The 19511-nt window shown below is 40.8% G+C and carries 19 protein-coding genes; 3 read left to right on the forward strand and 16 right to left on the reverse strand.

Annotated features, from left to right (window positions below; translation table 11 throughout):
• Positions 1 to 3 precede the first annotated feature (3 nt).
• From CYCME_RS08585 to nirB, 3 genes are read right to left on the reverse strand one after another with little or no spacing between them, the layout of a single operon-like run.
• Complete coding sequence (locus CYCME_RS08585; RefSeq protein WP_015005623.1) at positions 4 to 918, reverse strand: PhzF family phenazine biosynthesis protein; 915 nt, start codon at positions 916 to 918, stop codon at positions 4 to 6.
• A 13-nt stretch (positions 919 to 931) separates the two neighbouring features.
• Complete coding sequence (nirD, locus tag CYCME_RS08590; RefSeq protein WP_020162008.1) at positions 932 to 1291, reverse strand: nitrite reductase small subunit NirD; 360 nt, start codon at positions 1289 to 1291, stop codon at positions 932 to 934.
• An 8-nt stretch (positions 1292 to 1299) separates the two neighbouring features.
• A complete protein-coding gene (gene nirB, locus CYCME_RS08595) occupies positions 1300 to 3834 on the reverse strand; it encodes a nitrite reductase large subunit NirB (protein WP_020932770.1) in 2535 nt (844 codons plus the stop codon).
• A 304-nt stretch (positions 3835 to 4138) separates the two neighbouring features.
• On the opposite strand from nirB, the gene CYCME_RS08600 reads away from it, so the two are divergent.
• From CYCME_RS08600 to CYCME_RS08610, 3 genes are all read left to right on the forward strand, one after another.
• Positions 4139 to 5605: a NarK family nitrate/nitrite MFS transporter gene (locus CYCME_RS08600; protein ID WP_015005620.1), complete on the forward strand. Its 1467-nt coding sequence runs from the start codon at positions 4139 to 4141 to the stop codon at positions 5603 to 5605.
• 18 nt (positions 5606 to 5623) lie between these two features.
• On the forward strand, positions 5624 to 7327 hold the full coding sequence (locus tag CYCME_RS08605) for a bifunctional protein-serine/threonine kinase/phosphatase (protein ID WP_020932771.1): 1704 nt from the start codon (positions 5624 to 5626) through the stop codon (positions 7325 to 7327).
• Between the two features lie 225 nt (positions 7328 to 7552).
• Entirely contained in the window at positions 7553 to 8227 is a 675-nt protein-coding gene (locus tag CYCME_RS08610) for an NnrU family protein (protein WP_016389576.1), read from the forward strand.
• 25 nt (positions 8228 to 8252) lie between these two features.
• Here the strand turns inward: CYCME_RS08610 and CYCME_RS08615 are convergent, their stop codons facing one another.
• From CYCME_RS08615 to CYCME_RS08675, 13 genes are all read right to left on the reverse strand, one after another.
• Entirely contained in the window at positions 8253 to 9974 is a 1722-nt protein-coding gene (locus CYCME_RS08615) for a bifunctional protein-serine/threonine kinase/phosphatase (RefSeq protein ID WP_020932772.1), read from the reverse strand.
• 63 nt (positions 9975 to 10037) lie between these two features.
• Positions 10038 to 10847: a formate/nitrite transporter family protein gene (locus tag CYCME_RS08620; RefSeq protein ID WP_015005616.1), complete on the reverse strand. Its 810-nt coding sequence runs from the start codon at positions 10845 to 10847 to the stop codon at positions 10038 to 10040.
• A 35-nt stretch (positions 10848 to 10882) separates the two neighbouring features.
• Positions 10883 to 11326, reverse strand: coding sequence for a cyanase (gene cynS, locus CYCME_RS08625; protein ID WP_015005615.1), 444 nt, complete (start codon positions 11324 to 11326; stop codon positions 10883 to 10885).
• Between the two features lie 618 nt (positions 11327 to 11944).
• Positions 11945 to 13693: a Na(+)/H(+) antiporter subunit D gene (locus CYCME_RS08630; RefSeq protein ID WP_020932773.1), complete on the reverse strand. Its 1749-nt coding sequence runs from the start codon at positions 13691 to 13693 to the stop codon at positions 11945 to 11947.
• Complete coding sequence (locus CYCME_RS08635; RefSeq protein WP_015005613.1) at positions 13677 to 13964, reverse strand: hypothetical protein; 288 nt, start codon at positions 13962 to 13964, stop codon at positions 13677 to 13679. Before CYCME_RS08635 ends, CYCME_RS08630 begins: the two co-directional genes overlap by 17 nt.
• A gap of 12 nt (positions 13965 to 13976) precedes the next feature.
• Positions 13977 to 15452 (reverse strand): monovalent cation/H+ antiporter subunit D family protein, encoded by a 1476-nt coding sequence (locus tag CYCME_RS08640; RefSeq protein ID WP_020932774.1) that lies wholly within the window; start codon positions 15450 to 15452, stop codon positions 13977 to 13979.
• A gap of 10 nt (positions 15453 to 15462) precedes the next feature.
• The gene (locus tag CYCME_RS08645) at positions 15463 to 16953 is read right to left on the reverse strand and encodes a monovalent cation/H+ antiporter subunit D family protein (protein WP_020932775.1); all 1491 of its coding nucleotides are present in this window, start codon (positions 16951 to 16953) and stop codon (positions 15463 to 15465) included.
• Entirely contained in the window at positions 16950 to 17306 is a 357-nt protein-coding gene (locus CYCME_RS08650) for a cation:proton antiporter subunit C (protein ID WP_015005610.1), read from the reverse strand. The genes CYCME_RS08645 and CYCME_RS08650 overlap by 4 nt, the downstream gene beginning before the upstream one ends.
• A 7-nt stretch (positions 17307 to 17313) precedes the next feature.
• On the reverse strand, positions 17314 to 17766 hold the full coding sequence (locus CYCME_RS08655; protein WP_020932776.1) for a Na(+)/H(+) antiporter subunit B: 453 nt from the start codon (positions 17764 to 17766) through the stop codon (positions 17314 to 17316).
• Complete coding sequence (locus CYCME_RS08660) at positions 17756 to 18340, reverse strand: DUF4040 domain-containing protein (protein WP_015005608.1); 585 nt, start codon at positions 18338 to 18340, stop codon at positions 17756 to 17758. Before CYCME_RS08660 ends, CYCME_RS08655 begins: the two co-directional genes overlap by 11 nt.
• Positions 18337 to 18672, reverse strand: a complete 336-nt coding sequence (gene mnhG / locus CYCME_RS08665) for a monovalent cation/H(+) antiporter subunit G (protein WP_041230487.1) — start codon at positions 18670 to 18672, stop codon at positions 18337 to 18339. The genes CYCME_RS08660 and mnhG overlap by 4 nt, the downstream gene beginning before the upstream one ends.
• Positions 18669 to 18974 (reverse strand): monovalent cation/H+ antiporter complex subunit F, encoded by a 306-nt coding sequence (locus CYCME_RS08670; protein WP_020932777.1) that lies wholly within the window; start codon positions 18972 to 18974, stop codon positions 18669 to 18671. The genes mnhG and CYCME_RS08670 overlap by 4 nt, the downstream gene beginning before the upstream one ends.
• On the reverse strand, positions 18971 to 19450 hold the full coding sequence (locus CYCME_RS08675; RefSeq protein ID WP_015005605.1) for a Na+/H+ antiporter subunit E: 480 nt from the start codon (positions 19448 to 19450) through the stop codon (positions 18971 to 18973). Before CYCME_RS08675 ends, CYCME_RS08670 begins: the two co-directional genes overlap by 4 nt.
• Positions 19451 to 19511 lie beyond the last annotated feature (61 nt).

Here is a 19511-nt window from a genome sequence, read left to right on the forward strand (position 1 = left end):
CGTTTAACCTAGCAACAGTTCGCTTTTACTGACCAACAATGAATCGCCACCCACCCTTAGAGTTATTGGGCGGCCTTCTCGTTTATCCATTTCTACATGTAACAAACTTCGGCGAGTTTCTGCTGTGCCACGATCAATTGCAAAACTATAAGTACCCAGCCGTATATGCTCATGAGAAGCTAGGTAGCCAGCAAAGGTAGGCAAGACCGAACCAAGGGGTGGGTCCTCACGATCGCTGATATTTGGGCCCATTAAACGCCCGTGGAAATTACAATCGTCTAGGTCCGTTTTTGCACTAAAAATTAAAATTTCTTGTGCTGCCATAGCGGGTGCTGACGACTCAGCCCAAGCCTTCACATCAAAACATGCTTTACGTACATCCGTCTGTGATTTCAGTGGCACAATTAAATAAGGTAAGCCACTCGACACAAGGCGTGTGTAATAGCTTGAATGGTCTATATCTTTCTCATCAATCGATAATAGTTTTGCTAACTCTTGATCCGTGGGTGTAAATCGGTCAACAACAGGCATACTACTTAATGTAAATTGCACATACCGCTTACCATTCGCATCCATAGAAATATTTGCGGTAACATCTTGGCTATTTTGCTTTACCATAATGCTTGTATAGTCGCCTTCCAAGCTAACTTTTCCAGTTTCCACTAAAACATTGGCAATCGCTAAAATAGGATGTCCTGCAAAATCCTTCTCGCCATCGGGCGAAAAAATTCGAGCTTTAAAGGTACTACGGCCCTCATCTGCTTTATAAACGAATGCCGTTTCAGATAAATTTATTTCACGTGCTATACGACCAAGCTGCTCTTCTGGCAGATCCTCTGCATCTGGGAAAACAGCAACCTGTGCCCCTTGAAAAAGCGTATCGGTAAAAACATCGAGAGTGTAATAAGTTACTTTCATTATTTAGCCTTCATTAACTGTTTGTACCGACGACAACTCGGCCATTTATTATTTTTACTGGGTATGCATTAATACAAACACTCTCGTCTTCTAAGCATTGCCCTGTTTCTAGATTAAAGTGCTGTTTATAAATCGGCGATGCCACCACAAGTTCATCACCTATACTGCCAATTATCCCTCTGGATAAAACGTTCACCTCGCTAAAAGGGTCGTAATTACTAAGCGCATAAACTTGTTCGGTCTTTTTCACATAAAACAAAGCTATTTGTCTCTCATCTATCAAAGCAGCTGTACCTGCATTTTCATTTAGATCTGTTAACGCACAGACATCCACTTCACTACTTTTTAATTCATTAACCATTCGTGTATTCATCCGTTTGTTTAAACTTCTTCAAGTTGTGCTGGTATTTCCTCTTTTCGCGCAGGCCGTATTTGATCCCTTTCTGAAACAAATACAATTTGGCTATCGCCTTTGTCAGAATTTACAAACGCTTTAAAGGTTTTTGATTTTTCTTCGTTTTCAACTGTTGTCTTCCACTCACATTGATACGTATCAATAACATTTTGCATTTCTGTTTCAAACGTTTCAGCAAGCCCTAATGAGTCTTCAATGACCACTTCACGCAAATAATCAATGCCGCCTTCTAGGTTCATCATCCATGTAGATGTACGTTGTAATCGATCTGCTGTTTTTACATAAAACATAAGGAAGCGATCAATATATTGAACCATTGTTTCGTAATCTAAGCCTGTTGCAAACAAGTCCGCATGTCTCGGCTTCATACCGCCGTTGCCGCACAAGTACAAGTTCCAACCATTTTCTGTGGCGATCACGCCAACATCTTTGCTTTGCGCTTCTGCACACTCACGAGTACAACCCGAAACAGCAAACTTTATTTTGTGTGGTGTGCGCAAACCCTTGTAACGATTCTCTAAATCAATCGCCGTTGTCACACTATCGGCAACGCCATATCGGCACCACGTACTACCGACGCAGGATTTAACTGTTCGTAAAGATTTACCGTAGGCGTGACCTGTTTCAAAGCCCGCATCAATTAATTCTTTCCAAATAACAGGTAGGTCCTCTTGGTGCGCACCAAATAAATCAACACGCTGCCCACCGGTAATTTTCGTATACAAATTATATTTTTTGCCAACCTCACCCAGAGTAATCAGCTTGTCAGGTGTAATTTCACCACCTGGAATCCGAGGTACGATTGAATAAGTGCCATTTTTCTGAATATTGGCAAGATAACGGTCATTCGTGTCTTGCAGGCCAGTATGTGGAGTTTCTAATACATAATCATTCCAGCAAGAAGCAAAAATAGACGCTAGCGTTGGCTTACAAATATCACAGCCATACCCCTTACCATGTTTTTCGATCATTTCATCGAACGTTTTAATCTTGCCGACACGAACCAAGTGATAAAGGTCTTGGCGGGTATACGCAAAATGTTCACACAAATCTGTATTAACATCCATACCCAGTTTCTCTAACTCTTTATTCAGTACTTGACCAACAAGTGCCGTACAACCACCACAGCCTGTTGTTGCACTGGTACACTCTTTAAGGCTTGCCATCGTTGTAGCGCCATCAGAGATGGCTTGGCAAAGCGCACCTTTGGATACATCAAAACAAGAACATATTTGCGCAGCATCCGGTAAAGCTTCAACACCTAAACCTGTTGCGCCTGAGCCATCTCGTTGTGGCAAAATTAATGCATCCGGATACTCTGGCAAAGCAATATCGTTCAGTTTAAGTTGTAACAAATTACCGTAATCAACCGTATCGCCAATTAACACCGCACCTAATAAGCGTTTATTATCTTCACTGACGACGATCTTTTTATACACGTCATCTGCACCATTGACATAAGTGTAAATCTTCGCCTTTTCAGTGGTTGCATGCGCATCACCAATACTCGCTACATCCACACCCATCAGTTTTAATTTCGTGCTCATATCTGCACCGGTAAAACTATTCTCCTTGAGTGATAACCGGTCTGCTACAACTTGGGCCATTTGATAACCCGGTGCCACCAAACCAAATATTTTGCCATCCCATAAAGCACACTCGCCTATCGCATAAATGTCTTTATCTGATGTTTGACAATGATCATCAATAACAATACCGCCTCGCTCACCAAGTGTCAGACCACAATCACGAGCAATATCATCACGCGGTCTAATACCGGCTGAAAATAAAATAACATCGGTTTCAATATATGAGCCGTCAGCAAAGTTCATCCGATGCAGACACTGCTCACCATCAACAATGCCTTGTGTATTCTTTTGGGTATGTACGCTAACACCTAACTCTTCAATTTTCTTACGTAACACTGCGCCAGCACCATCATCAATTTGTACGGCCATCAACCGTGGCGCAAACTCAACAACGTGCGTTTTCAACCCCAAGTCTTTTAACGCTTTAGCAGCCTCAAGACCCAACAAACCACCACCAATAACAACGCCTACCTTAGATTCCTTACCTGCTTTCGCAATATCAATTAAGTCATCAATAGTTCTGTAGACAAAACAATTTTCCCTTTCATGGCCTGGGATAGGTGGAACGAAGGGAAAGGACCCTGTCGCTAGAACAATTTTATCGTATGAAATACGTTGACCCTTCTCGGAGGTAACGATTTTTTTGTCACGATCAATGTGGGCTGCACGATCACCGATATGAACGGTAATATTATTTTTTTCAAAGAAATCCGGCTCAACAAGTGACAGGTCCTCTTCAGTTTTACCATTAAAGTATGACGATAGTTGAACACGGTCATAAGCAAACCTCGTTTCTTCACAAAACGTTGTTATATCGTAGTTTTGCATTTCATCGCTGTTTACCATGGACTGTAGGAATTTATGCCCAACCATACCGTTACCAATTACAACTAATTGTTTTTTATTACTCATGCTTTATGTATATCCAAAATTCTTTATAGTCACACCTCCATAGCACGCAACATGCCAACATCAACCACCACCTCTCTAACAATTGATTTTTAAGCAGAAAATTTTTAAAAACATATAAAAAAAGACTGTCAAAACAGTTTTTTGCTTTAGTGCTGTGCAATAAAAACCCCAATCGCATTAACTTGGTGCAAAAAAGCACATTACCCCAAACAAATAACTACAACGACCATTAAGAGTAAGTAAATACTTAGCTGGCATAGCTTTTGCTCTTACCCTCACAATCTATTGAAGGAGACACATTGCAATGTCGCAAAAACTAAATTTATTATCGTTCAAAGGCAATATTCGTATTTTACATACAACTTGGTTTGCCTTTTTTATCAGCTTTATGGTGTGGTTTAACCATGCCCCATTAATGTCTGTTATCAGAGATGTCTTTAACTTAACAGCTCAAGAAGTGTCTGTTTTACTCATCCTGAACGTTGCATTAACAATCCCTGCACGCATTATTGTAGGCATGATGGTGGATAGCTTTGGCCCTCGCCGCATGTTCTCAGGCATACTAATATTCTCTAGTTTTTTATGTTTATTTTTTGCTTGGGCACAAACTTTTGAACAACTTGCCTTAGCTCGTTTTTTACTGGGTTTTGTTGGCGCAGGTTTCGTTGTTGGTATCCGTATGATCGGCGAGTGGTTCCCCGCTAGACAAACTGGTATCGCACAAGGTATCTATGGTGGCTGGGGTAATTTTGGCTCGGCAGGTTCCGCCATGGCTTTACCCGCTTTAGCTTTATGGATAGGCGGTGAGGATGGCTGGCGTTATGCATTAACAGCTACCGCAGTGATCGCTTTTTTCTATGGTATTTTTTATTATTTAAGTGTCACAGATACACCAAAAGGTTCAACCTATTTCAAACCTAAAAAAGTAGGTGGAATGGAAGTCACCAGTAAGCTTGATTTGACGCTTTACTTAATAATGAGCATGCCCATTTATGGTGCACTCGCATTGCTCACATGGAAACTCTCTCCAAAGGGTATGGGCTGGTTAAATGAGCAAGTAGTCATTATCACCTATGCATCCATTGCCATTGTCTACCTGTATCAAGCGATGCATATTATTAAAGTTAACAAAGATATTTTCAGCAAAGAAGTGCCTGATTTATTTCGCTATCAATTTAAACAAGTTGCCATTTTAGATCTTGCTTATATGGTGACATTTGGTTCTGAATTAGCCCTAGTCTCTATGTTGCCATTATTCTATATCGATATGTTTGGCTTATCGCCTGTAACAGCTGGGCTACTAGCCGCCATTTACCCTGTGATGAACTTAATAGCTCGACCTGGCGGCGGTATGATGAGTGATAAAATTGGCCGCAAAAAATCACTTGTTATTTTGTTTTCAGGTATTAGCGTTACCTTTTTATTACTCGGTCAAGTTAGTGAAACATGGGCTGTACCGTTAGTTGTGGCATGTACTATTTTATGTGGGCTATTTTCTAAAGGCGGGTCTGGTGCAGTGTATGCCATGGTGCCTCTAATTCAACGTCGTATGACTGGCCAAGTCGCTGGTATGGTGGGCGCTTACGGCAATGTAGGTGGCCTTATATTTCTAACTGTTCTTTCTTTTGTTTCTCCGCAAGTCTTCTTTATGGTGATTGGAGGAACAGCCGCCACCGTTTTATTATTTATGTTTATTTTCTTAGAAGAGCCTAAAGGACAAACAGCCGAGGTGCTTGAAGATGGTACAGTAGAACTTATCGATGTGACATAACCCATCAACACCACTAACATGCAATCAGAATCGATTATAGACCTTGGTCAATCATCCGATAAAGGCCTTAAAACGGACAATGAAGACAGTTATGGTGTTTTACTGCCTGAATCACCTGTTTTAGAGCAAAAAGGGGTGGCTGCGGTTATAGCTGATGGTGTTAGTGGCTGTGATGCCGGTAAACTTGCCAGTGAATCTTGTGTAAAAAGCTTATTGGGTGATTATTACTGCACACCTGACACTTGGACGGTTAAAACCTCTGTTCAAAAGGTTTTAACCGCTACTAACCGTTGGATGTTGGGGATGGCACAGCAAGGTGGTGCTAACCAAAAAGGCTTAGCCACTACTATGAGCGCCTTAGTTGTTAAATCTTCCACCGTGCATTTATTCCATATTGGCGATACACGTATTTACCGAATACGCGATAAGCAATTGGAGCTACTCACGGACGATCATCGTTTCTGGGTATCCAAAGAAAAAAATTACCTCACTCGTGCAATAGGCATTGATCTACATTTAGAAATTGACTACAGCCATTTTCTATTGGAAGAAGGCGATACTTTTTTATTCACCACGGATGGTGTTCATGAGTTTGTCAGTGACAACATCATGCTGGCACAAGTAAATAATAATACCGACAATTTTGACCGTGCTGCTCGAAACATTACTGATCTTGCAATGAAAAATGGCAGCCATGACAATGTCACCTGCCAAATTGTCAGGTTTAATCAACGACCACACGTTAATGAACAGGAAATATACCGTAAATTAACTGAGCTACCTTTTCCTCCTGACTTAAGTGCCGGCATGACCTTAGATGGTTACCGAATTGAGCGAGAACTACATGCCAGTAATCGTACACAAGTGTATCTGGCAACAGATATTCAAACACAACAGCAAGTTGTTATTAAAACACCGTCTGTTAATTATGTAGATGACCCTACATTTTTAGATATGTTTGTGCAAGAAGAATGGATTGGCCGCCGAATTGATAACAATCATGTTCTAAAAATTATTGAACAAACAAGGACACGTCGCTTTCTTTATTACGTCACCGAATACATCGAAGGACAAACACTCAGGCATTGGATGAGTGACAACCCCCAACCCAGCTTGCACGATGTTAGAGGCATCGTTAGGCAAATTGCTCGAGGCCTCAGAGCTTTTCATAAAAAGGAAATGATTCACCAAGACCTGAAACCAGAAAACATCATTATCGATACCCAAGGCACCGTTAAAATAATAGACTTCGGCTCTACAAAAGTTGCCGGTGTAGAAGAAATAGCCTCTCCCATTCAACGTTTAAATTTATTGGGAACTCAACACTACACAGCACCAGAATACCTATTAGGTCAGCCCGCTAGCTACCGTTCAGACGCTTTCTCTTTAGGCGTTATTACCTACGAAATGCTGACAGGAAAACTCCCTTTTGGGGAAAAATACGGTGAAAAAGCACTTAGTAAATTGCACTATATTCCAATATTAGAAATCGATACGGACATTCCACTTTGGATTGATGGTGCAATCAGAAAAATCGTCAACAAAAAACCTTCAAATCGATACGAGGAAATATCAGAATTTATTCACGACCTCTCACACCCGAATAAATTATTCACCACTGCCGTTCACACACCCTTAGTTGAACGAAACCCTCTCGCCTTCTGGAAGGCAGTCGCGCTATTAAGCTTATTCTCCAATGCAGCCCTTTTGCTCATAAAGTAAATCCATGTATTCATAACGATAACGCTTTTCGCTATCATCTTAGCGACCCTATATCACTAGCGTTTTCTTGATCTACATCCTCTCATGCCAAAAAAAACTAGCTTTTTGAATTAACAATTACATAAATACACGACGCTTCGCAAAATTTTAAGTATGCTTTATGCTAGTTCGAATAACAGCCCATAGCTAAAAAGGGCGCTAATAACTAGCTGGAGGAGCAACCCCATGAACTCACTAACCGCGGCTTGTCTTTTTTTTCTTGGCATGCACTGGATTATTTCTGGCAGCCCCTTGCGTGCTCACATTGTTAACATTCTTGGCGAAACCGTCTTTAAGGTCTTATTCTCGCTGAGTATATTTATTGCTTTAGCTTGGATGGGGTTCGCCTATCAAAGCGCTCCTTATATTGCCACTTGGGGAACAGCTGAAGCCTTAAAACCAGTCAGCATTGGGCTCACCTTCTTTGCCTTTTTGTTATTACCAATGAGTATTTTTGATAAAAACCCAACCTTAATGGGGCTTGTTCCACCCGACCAAGTCACAACCCGTGGCATGGTACGCATCACACGGCATGCAGGACTTATTGGGTTAGGATTATGGGGCTTCGCTCATTTTATTGTCAACGGCGATTGGGCCTCCCACCTTCTGTTTGGAACAATTGCATTTGAAGGGCTTATTGCGCCTATGAATTTAGACCGTAAATACAAGGCTCGGTATGGTGAGTCTTGGGTTAAATTTACCGAACAAACATCCTATATTCCTTTTGTAGCTATTTTAGACAAACGTAATAAACTTGTTTTGAGCGAACTTAATATCTGGGCAGCACTAGCAGGTACCGCTATATTCTTTGCCGTTATGTACTTTCATCAAACATGGTTCGGCGGCTCCCCTTTGATTTAGCCTATACCAATAAACATAAAACCCGTTATTGGCTAAGTAAATATAAAACCAAGATCGTTAACATTAACGTGGTGCTCTTCCAAAAAAGCACAGGGTCACGCTCCATCAAAGGTGGACGAGTTTTATTTATAAACTCTTTATTTGGTTGTCGCAGGTCAAAAATAAACTCTGATAGCTCCCCATATCGCTTATAAGGATCAGGATGCACTGCCTTTTTTAACACATCGTCAAACCATACTGGAATCTCTTTTTCATCATCGAGCACCGTTTTATAATTCAATTTATTTTGCGCCGACTTGCTTTTACACCTCGCCACATCAACGCCATAAGGTAACCGACCTGTTAACATCTGATACGTAATAACACCTAAAGAGAATAGGTCTGAACGGCTTGTACCGCTTTGTCCAAGGAAATATTCCGGGGCTGTATACTGAGCAGTGCCGAGTATGTCGTCTTGCTGCCTTGAACTTGATATGTCCATGATGCCAGCCACCCGTGTCGAACCAAAATCAATAATCTTCACCGTCCCTGTTGAATCGATCATGATGTTGTCTGGTCTTAAATCTTGATGCAGCATCTCCAATCGGTGAAAAGCCCGTAAGCCTTTAGCAACCTGCTCAATAATGCCGCGTACTGTTTCTAAATCAGGCGTAGGATTATCTATCATCCATTGTTTTAAAGTCTGCCCTTCAATAAACTCCATTGCTAGATACAAGTAGTTTCGTTTGCGACTCTGTTTACAGGGTTTCAGCACATGTGCATTATTGATACGTCTCGCAATCCACTCTTCCATTGTAAAGCGCTCTAGATAAGCAGAATCATCTCTTAGATCAACGGAGGGCGTTTTAATAACAACCTGCTCTCCAGTGTCGTCATCAAGCGCTAAATAAACGTGACTACGACTACTTTGATGAATAGCGCGAATAATTCTATATCCATCCATTGTCATGCGAGCATCTAATAACGGGGCAAATGGAAGCTCAGTAATGTGTTGGTAAAGCTCACTTGTCTCATGATCTGGTAGTGCATCAATACGAATAATTTGCGCCGTTAAATTATCATCGCTACCTTGCTCATATGCTGTATTAACAATAAGCTTTGCCGCCTCATCTAATTGATCGGCGTGCTCATTTATTGTATTAACGATAAACGCATCATTAACAAACTCATACACCCCGTCTGTTGCCAAAAAGAATGTATCACCTTCTGCCACAGCCATGCTTTGATAATCAATATCGAGTTGTTGCTTAACCCCCATTGCTCGGCTAAGGTAACTTTTACCCTCTGCTACCCATAATCTATGATCGTTGGTAAGTTGTTCTAACGACTGATCATTCAGGCGATATACTCGGCTGTCTCCAACATGAAAAATGTGTGTTGTTCTTGACTTAATAACCATGGCACTGCACGTGCACACATAACCACGATCTTTATTAAACCGGTGTGTACTTTGTTGGCTTTGGGCGTATAGCCAAGAGTTGGTAGCCCTTAGCACCCGTTCAGCTGATTGTTTAACAGACCAAGTCTCGGAGGTGCAATAATAATCCGAGATAAAACCACTCACCGATGATTCACTGGCAATATGGCTTACATCACTACTACTGATACCATCGGATAAAACAACCGCTATGCCCTTAGATGTTAGCATCGGCTCATCAGGAATATAAACACCATGAAAGTCTTGGTTTATATCCTTTTTACCTTTATCTGAATATTGACCTACGGATATGTTTAATCGATTTGTCATTTTAAATAAAGGCCAGCCTAAGCTTAGGCTGGCCTTGGTCCATCAGTTGTTTAATGGAAATGATTATATAGAACGATTTGGACTGGTTCTAACATGAGTGAAGTATAGTGGAAGCCCTACCAAGCACAAACCACCAGCTAGGTTGCCAAGTACTGTTGGCAGCTCATTCCAAACTAAATAGTCAACAAACGTAAACTCCCCACCCATAATCATTGAAAATGGGAACAGGAACATATTAACAATTGAGTGTTCAAAACCCATAAAGAAGAACAGCATAACAGGCATCCACATCGCTAACATTTTACTGGTAGCAGAAGTCGAAATCATTGCACCAACCACACCCATTGAAACCATCCAGTTACATAACATGCCGCGAATAAAAATCGTAAACCAGCCATCAACACCGTGTGTTTTATAGCCTAACGTTCTAGACTCACCAATCGTACTGACTTTGGCAGCAATAGCGCCTCCATCGACACTGTAGCCGTAGGTTAAGATAAACGACATCATAAACGCTGTTGTGAGCGCTCCTGCAAAGTTACCAATAAACACAAGCCCCCAGTTTCTAAATACTTGACCGATGGTGACACCTGGCCTCTTATCAATTAATGCTAATGGCACTAAGGTAAATACCCCTGTTAATAGATCAAACTTCATTAAGTACAGCATGATAAAACCCACAGGGAACAAAATAGCACCAATTAATGGAGACCCCGTTTTCACAGCAACCGTAATGGCGAAAATGGCGGCAAGCCCAAGAATAGCACCGGCCATAAAAGCACGAATAAACGTATCTTTTGTCGACATATACACTTTGGATTCACCAGAATCCACCATTTTTGTAACGAATTCACTCGGCTCTAAATATGACATTTTATATACTCCAGTTTTACAAATTAATTAAATGATTAGTAACTTTTATACGGAAGAAACTTCCCACTCATTACAATATTCACACGATCACCCAATGGGTCTGGTTCACGTTTAAGATCCATGCTGAAATCAATAGCACTCATAATTCCATCACCAAACTCCTCATGTATCAGTTCTTTAAACGTCGTTCCGTACACATTAACTAGTTCATAAAAACGATAAATTAAAGGGTCTGTTGGAACGGCTGTAGGTAAGGAGCCCTTATAAGGAACTACTTGTAATTGGGTCGTCGCATCAACAGGCAAATTAAGCATCGTACCAAGTGTCTCAGCTTGCTCTTTCGTTAATGTCATTTGCCCTAATAAAGCCGCCGTTGTCCATTCTTTACTCTTATCTATCGCTTTTGCTAACTCAGACCAGGTAAAACCCATGGCTGATTTTTGTAAGATAATTAATTCAGTTACCTCATTACGTGTCATTGCAAACTCCTTTATAAATAGTCTAAATAATGATTACTAACCTCTAGTGCTGTAGAATTAGTTTCACCACGTCGCACTTTAAGTTTACTTAAAGCAACTACAATGCCACCCTATTTTTTTTAACACCTTCTTATTAAAAAAGACTTTAGAATCAATCTATTAAAAATAAATATTTTTATACTTAACTCGAATAATAAATGTCTAAATAAATTTATTTTCAAATTTAAGAATCCATATACGCTACTGCACTATATATGCGCAACCTTCATCATGCAGCGCACCATAAATGTGCCTTATGTACAGTCTTCCACTTTAAAATCTGTGTTTTATAAATCGTCTTAAACGATATATTTAGGTAATTATTAGATACGGTAGGCGTAAGAAATGGGCCAGCGTATAACAAACAGCCCTATTAATTAACGAAATGAGTGAACACTCATCTACGTTATTATTTTTATAATACGGCACCTTGGCCTGTTGTGCTCACGATGAGACGCAAGTCAAAACTGCTGGGAAAAAACAAAACGATTAGAGTACAGAGAAAGTTTTCTACTGTGGGTTAATACCCTATGGCAATAGCAAAAAGACTTTAAGTTCTTGTTATAAGCCTATTAGCTGTTATTTAAAATAAATATCAGCTAATAGGTATCCACCTAAAATAACGCCAATCCACAACACCATACTTCCGGTTGGCCAGCTACTCGCTAAATGATATTGAGATAAACGACTGGCTTGAAAAGCCGATTGAGCACCTTCCCAACTTTGACGAAGAGTGGCTACTACAACACGGTTAAGCTGATCCAATAGTTTATAACTCGCCCTTGCTGTTGCAGGTAATAGTTTTCTATACGTCCACTCAACATCAATATTAACCGAGCGTAGCTCAGGTGGGTACAAGCCTTTTTTGTTTAACCAAACAAAGGCTAACGCAGAGAAAAAGAGTAACTGTAACTGGGTCAATACATGTGTCAAATCATACGGCCAATAATCAAATTTCCATGGTAATAACGCATAAAGGTATTGTGGCTGTGTACCAATAAATATACATAAGAAAGCCGCAACGCCCATTGCAATTAACATGTTAATCGGCGCCTCTTTAACCCTAATTCCCGAATCATGATGAAAAAAAGCAAAGTACGGTACCTTAATACCCGCGTGATGGAATACACCCGCCGCTGCAAACAATAACATCAACCAAACTACTTCATGCCCTTCTTTCAGCACAGCAACCATGATTAATGATTTTGCAATAAAACCACTAAATAAGGGAAAAGCAGAAATTGAGGCGGCGCCAATAATACAAAATGTTGCTGTCCAGGGCATGCTCTTATACAAGCCGCCAAGATCTGAGCCTCTAATGTTAGCAACACGATACATGACTGCACCCATTGACATAAACAACAGTGATTTATAAATGATATGCGCGAAGGCATGTGCAACTGTGCCATTTAGCGCTAGAGCAGTGCCAATACCAACACCTACCACCATAAAACCCAACTGGTTAATCATACTGTACGCTAGAACACGCCTGAGATCATTTTCAACGACCGCATAGAAGATTGGGAAACAGGCCATTACAGCACCGATATAAATCAGAAGCTCTGTTCCAGGATACCCACGTGCTAAAGCATATACCGCAAGCTTAGTCGAAAATGCAGATAAAAAGACTGTCCCACTAGCGGTCGCTTCAGGGTAAGCGTCTGTTAACCAATTGTGTAAAAAAGGAAACGCACACTTAATACCAAATGCTAAAAATATTAACCAACTGCCGATACCATTAAGCCCAATATAATCAAAAGCCAATGAAGCATGTTCATTGTAATAGACCAAAGCACCCGCTAGTAATAACACACCAGAGGCTACCTGAAATATCAAATAACGCATGCCCGACTGAATGGCACGGTCAGTACGGTTAGCCCAAATCAAGAATACTGAACTTAATGCCAGGCATTCCCAAAAAATAAATAAACTTATTAAATCCCCTGCAAACACTGCCCCTAGCGCACTGCCTGCATAAAGTAACCCTGCCACCTGTTGCGTGGTATCCCGCACATGTAAGGCATACACGATGGCAATAAAGCTGGCAATATGAAATAAATAACCAAATAACAAACTCAACTTATCAACTCGCATAAACTCAAGTTGATACGTAAATACGGTTAATGGATATGATAATGCAGTTGCTTTGACTAAGGTATCACTTGCCTGCATTGGAACAAACGGTTGTACATCTAACCATAAATGTAAACCACCCAAAACCGGTGTTGCAAGTAGAATTATATTACGTACCTGACCACGCGTAACCAGCACCAATATCGCGGCAATAAAAAAAGGAATGAAGGGTGGTAAATTACTTATCCACATCATCTTTCTTTTCCTTCATTTCATAATAATCTTCATCCCTCATGAGTACCTTGCGCATTTCCTTAGAAATAAAAACTAGCAACACACAAGCCACAAAACCATATAGGGCATAAAAACCTGGAAAGCCTTCCCAGGGGTGAACGGTATGACGATGAACAAAGAAGTCTGCAATAAACAACCCTGCAGAAATGATATAAAAGCCTAATAACAGACGCGAAACATTGCGTGGGTTATCAAACAAGTAAGTTTTTTCATCTTCAATTTTGTTTGACATATTAAGTACTCTCTAACGACCCGTCGCTGCATCTACAGCGAGGTTATAAAATGGGTCAGAATAAAAAAACAAAACGATACAAGCGAGTGATGTAAACCCTATAGCCATTAACATACTGATGGGCGCCTCTTTTATCTGTGTATACACCACACCTTCTTTAGGTTTTGCAAAAAACGCACGCACTGATATTGGTAATAGATATGCGATGTTAAGTAATGAACTAAGCATTAAAACAGTTAACAATACCCATTGTTCAGTTTGCACCATACCTAATGCTAAATACCACTTACTCCACATGCCACCAAAAGGAGGTAGACCAATAATACTCAAACTGCCAATAGTAAATGCGGCAAAAGTGATCGGCATCACACGGCCTAAACCGTCCATATCACTAATATCCTTTTTATGCGCTGCTACTAAAATAGCCCCTGCAGCAAAAAACAAGGTGATTTTCGCAAATGCATGCATTGCAATATGCATAGATGCGCCGATTAAGCTCATCTCAACAGCCACCAGTGCGCCCAATACAATGTAACTGAGTTGGCTGATGGTTGAATACGCTAAACGTGCTTTAAGGTTATCCTTAGTCATTGCAATCAATGAGGACAATAAGATAGTTACTGCGGCAAACCAAATAAGCCAATCACCGGCTCCTGAGCTTGTAATAAAATCACTACCAAAAATATAAATCGTCACTTTAAGGATCGCAAATACACCCGTTTTCACAACGGCAACAGCATGTAACAAAGCACTGACTGGCGTAGGTGCAACCATCGCGGCAGGTAACCATTTATGGAATGGCATGATAGCCGCTTTACCAACACCGAAAACAAACAAGGCATACAGAATACCAGCATAGGCAGGATCTAGCTTACCAGCCAAAATACCGCCATCTTTAAAATCAAGCGTACCCGTTATTGACCAAGTCAGTAAAATAGCCAACAACTGGAAACCAATAGAGGTTCCCAAAAGAATACCCAAATAGATACGGCCACTGCGTTTTGCTTCTTTAGTACCCGCATGCGTAACAAGTGGATAGGTTGATAGCGTTAATATTTCATAGCAAAGAAATAAGGTAAACATATTGCCAGAAAATGCTGCCGCTAGCGTACTAGCAATGGCAATTGCAAATGCGGCATAAAAGCGTGTTTGGTTCTTTTCATGGTGACCTCGCATATAACCGATCGCATAAATGGAGGTTACTAGCCACAAAATACTCGCCACCAAGGCAAACAACATCCCTAACGGTTCTACTGAAAAACTAATATTGATGCCAGGAATCACTTCAAACACATCAAAACTTGGTCGCTCACCAGCGTTCACTTGGCCAGCAAGTGTCATCACTAATAGAGCAACCATCACGGCTGTAATGAGTGTTATTGCTTCACGAAGATTAGGTTTTTTACCCGCTAACACAATTAAAACTGACGCCACTAGCGGCATTAAGATAGCTAATTGGATTATTTGCTCGCCTGCTAAGCCGATCATTTATTCAACCTCATTCGCTAGCACCTGGAAGCAATAATTTAACCGCCTGCTCTGCCGTACCCACGGTCAGCTCAGTATTAAAACCAAAATACACATTAGCCAATACCAATACCCACATGGGGATTAGCATCATTAATGGTGCCTCTGTTGCACTTATTTGCCCTTGTTGTGGTTTATCAGCTACTTTGAAGTACAGTACTTCAACGAGCTTCCAAACATACACAACGGCCAACAACGAACCCGTTAAGATTACACCAACAATAAACCAATTCTGTTTTTCAATCGCCGCCAGTACTAAATACCATTTAGAAATAAAACCTGCCGTACCGGGCACGCCAATTAAACTAAGCCCGCCTATCACAATCGCCCCAAAGGTCCACGGCATTTGCTTACCTAACCCAGAAAAGTGCTCAAGGCGACTAGAACTGACTCTATAAACTAAGGCACCGATTGCCATAAATAAAGCTCCCTTCATTAAGGCGTGGTTAAATAAATGCACCATAGTTGCCGTAACACCTAGGACACTTCCTAAGCCTATACCCAGCATCATATAACCAATTTGAGCCACACTAGAGTATGCCAGTAAGCGTTTACTGTCTTTCTGGTAAATGGCATAAAATGACATCGATAAAATACCCATTACGCATAACAATATAAACAACTCATCCGCTGGTGTATTTTCAATAAACGAAAAGCCAAACACTGAAAATACCATACGTAACATGACATAAACTGCAACCTTTGTTGCCGTCGCTGCAAGAAAAATAGACACAACCGTCGGCGCATAAGTGTAAGCATTAGGTAACCAAAGGTGTAATGGAAACAAGGCTAACTTTAATGCAAAGCCCACCATAATAAATGCAAAAGCGGTATGAATAGTACGATGGTTATATAACTCTGGTAACCGTTGCGATAAATCCGCCATATTAAGCGTGCCAGTCATCGCATAGAGTAAACCCACCCCAATAATAAAGAATGTTGCTCCAATCGTCCCCATAATTAGATATTGATAAGCCGCCGTCAATGCCTGACGTTGCCTACCCAAACTTATTAATGCATATGATGACAAAGACGAAATTTCTAAAAAGACAAACAAGTTAAATATATCGCCTGTTTGCGCAATACCCAATAAACCGGTCAAACACAACATAAACGCCGTATAAAAAAGCGCGTGCTGCTTCTCTGGAATCTCCTTAATAACGCTTTTTAATGCGTAGGGTAAGGTTAGCGCAGCAATACCAGAAACCACCAAGGCAACCAGTGCATTTGCCGCATCAATACGGTACTCAATACCCCAAGGAGGAGCCCAGCCACCAAGTTCATAACTGATCGTATGCCCTGTGCTGACATTGATTAATTGCCAAGCCGCCATATAAAAAACTGACCAGCTCACTATCGTACTAACGGCCCAAGGCAAACGGCCATTTGGTAGCACCGCTATAATAGGTGCTGCCATTAAAGGTAAAACAACTAACAGTAGACTTAGGTGGCTTTCTATCATAATGATTGATCCTGACGATGAATATCATCTTCTTCGATAGTGCCATACGCTTCTTTGATTCGAATGACAAGCGCTAAACCCAAGGCAGTTGTTGCCACACCGACCACAATAGCCGTCAGAATTAATACATGAGGCAAGGGATTAGAGTAAAGATCGACGCCCTTTTCTATAATCGGTACCGCACCGCCTTCTACATTACTAATGCTGATATAAAGCAAAAAAACTGAGACCTGAAAAATATTCAAGCCAACAATTTTTTTTATCAAATTGCCATGACTAATAACGGTATAAAACCCAGCCATCATAATAACAATGACCAACCAGTAATTATAATGCCCAAGAATCATCTCCATAAATAACTTATTCCAATCCTGACTCAGGCTCTGATTTTAAGTTTGGTTTGCCGCGTTCAGCAAACGTAAAAAACATTAGCAACATCACAGACATTACGGTGATACCCACACCCAACTCAATGACCAAGATACCAAGATGCTGACCCGCTATTTGCGTAGCCCCTAGCACGCTGTATTCTAAATAATTACCACCTAAGATTAATGCCGCTACACCCGTTCCTGCATAAATTAATACACCTAAACTGGCAAGAAGGCGAAGAACATACGGTGAAATCACTGCTTTTGCATTATCTACGCCAAAGACTAACGCATATAAAATAATTGCTGCGCTAAAAATCACCCCCGCTTGAAAACCACCACCAGGGCCAAAATCGCCATGGAACTGAACATAAAGTGCGAACAGCAAAATAAGGGGGATAAGGAATTTTGAAACAACCCGTAAAATTAAATTATGCTTCACCGTTATCGTCTCTTTTCTCTAATTGAGGTTTACGCCGACGGCCACCAATCAACAATAGTACTGCAATACCTGCAGTAAAAATAACAGTGACTTCACCCAAGGTATCAAACCCACGATAACTCGCTAGTATCGAAGTCACCACGTTGGGCACGCCTGTATCAGATAAACTGTTACCTAAGTAATAGGGTGCTACGTGCTGATTCGCCGGTGCTGCCAAATCACCAAATGCGGGTATATCCCATGTGCCATAAATTAATAACGCACCGGTAACTAACACCACCATGAAAGGGAGCCACGGGTTATGTGTTGCTCGTTTTTCTTCTTTATTAATATCTTTGGGTGAGTAGGTCAGCCCGAGCGTTGCCAACATCAACACCGTCGATATACCAGCACCCACTGCAGCCTCAGTAAAAGCCACATCAGCGGCATCCATAACCACAAACAAACCAGCTGATAGAAAACTAAATCCAGCAAATAGCATGATGACCGTAAATATACTTTTCAGACGAATAATCGCAATCGCATGGATGGCAATAAGGCTGAGCAATATAATATCAACAACATTATCTATCATTCATCACCCAACTTGCTTGAATCCGTTGTGTCGTCGTTTGAAAGTTTAGGTTTAAGCCCACCCAACATAGCCGCATTAGCGAGGGAATGTGAGGCAGTAGGACTAGTAAAAAAAATAAACACGAAAATTAGAAATAATTTAAAACTGGCTATTGTTAAGCCTGCCTGAAAAGCTAACCCTAATAAAAAAAGTCCTGCACATAAGGTGTCTGTAATACCAACGGCATGAAGTCTTGTATAAAAATCAGGGAAACGCAGTATACCGATACCACCAACAATACCCAGAAAACTACCCAATGCTAAACAGACCCAGCTGAGTATATCCATCATCATTTTTCTTTCATCTTCTGTTCGTTATTAACTACCGTCTTACCTTCAGTATAAAAATTACCCTGCTCAATTAATTTTAAAACAGCAACCACGCCAATAAAGTTAATCAGCGCGTAAACCAACGCAATATCAAGCAAGTCATGTCGATCAGTCAAAAAGGCATAGACAGCAATTAATAAAATTGTTTTAGTGCTCAACATATTCATTGCCGCAATACGGTCATAAACCGTTGGCCCCAGTAAAGCTCTTACCAAGGGCAATAAAATAACAACTAAAATGGCGAGTGTTGCGGCAGCGTACATCATAAAGTGTGTTCTGGCATATCAGGAACAGCCTTGGCCATCTCACCCGATTTTAAATGAGCAGCGCCTTCTTTACTTAACGCATGTACTTCAATTTCATCGTCTGATAACTTCAAGGTCACAGTACCTGGTGTCAGCGTAATCGCGTTAGCATAAATAACTTTACTTAAGTCAGTTTCTTTACTGGCGCGAAGTGTAACAACTTGCGGACTAATATTAACAGGCCCAAGCGTCAGAATGCGTTTCGCCACATCAATATTAGATTTAATAATTTCCGCTCCCAAGTAAAAGTAATAATGTAACAAGCGTAAACTTAGATGAAAAGGGTAACTTTCATGATCAATAATATCCATTCGCCTTGCAAGATAGACACTGATCACCGTAGATAAAACACCTAACCCGATCAACAACGTTTCGGTATGCCCTGAGAGCATAAACCAGAATATAAAAATTGTACTCGCTACAACCACTGTTCTCATTATTTTAACTTTCCATGTACCTTAGTTTTAGAAACCTCAAGCTGAAAATAGTATAGCTGGG

The organism is Cycloclasticus zancles 78-ME, from assembly GCF_000442595.1.
GTDB lineage: Bacteria > Pseudomonadota > Gammaproteobacteria > Methylococcales > Cycloclasticaceae > Cycloclasticus > Cycloclasticus pugetii.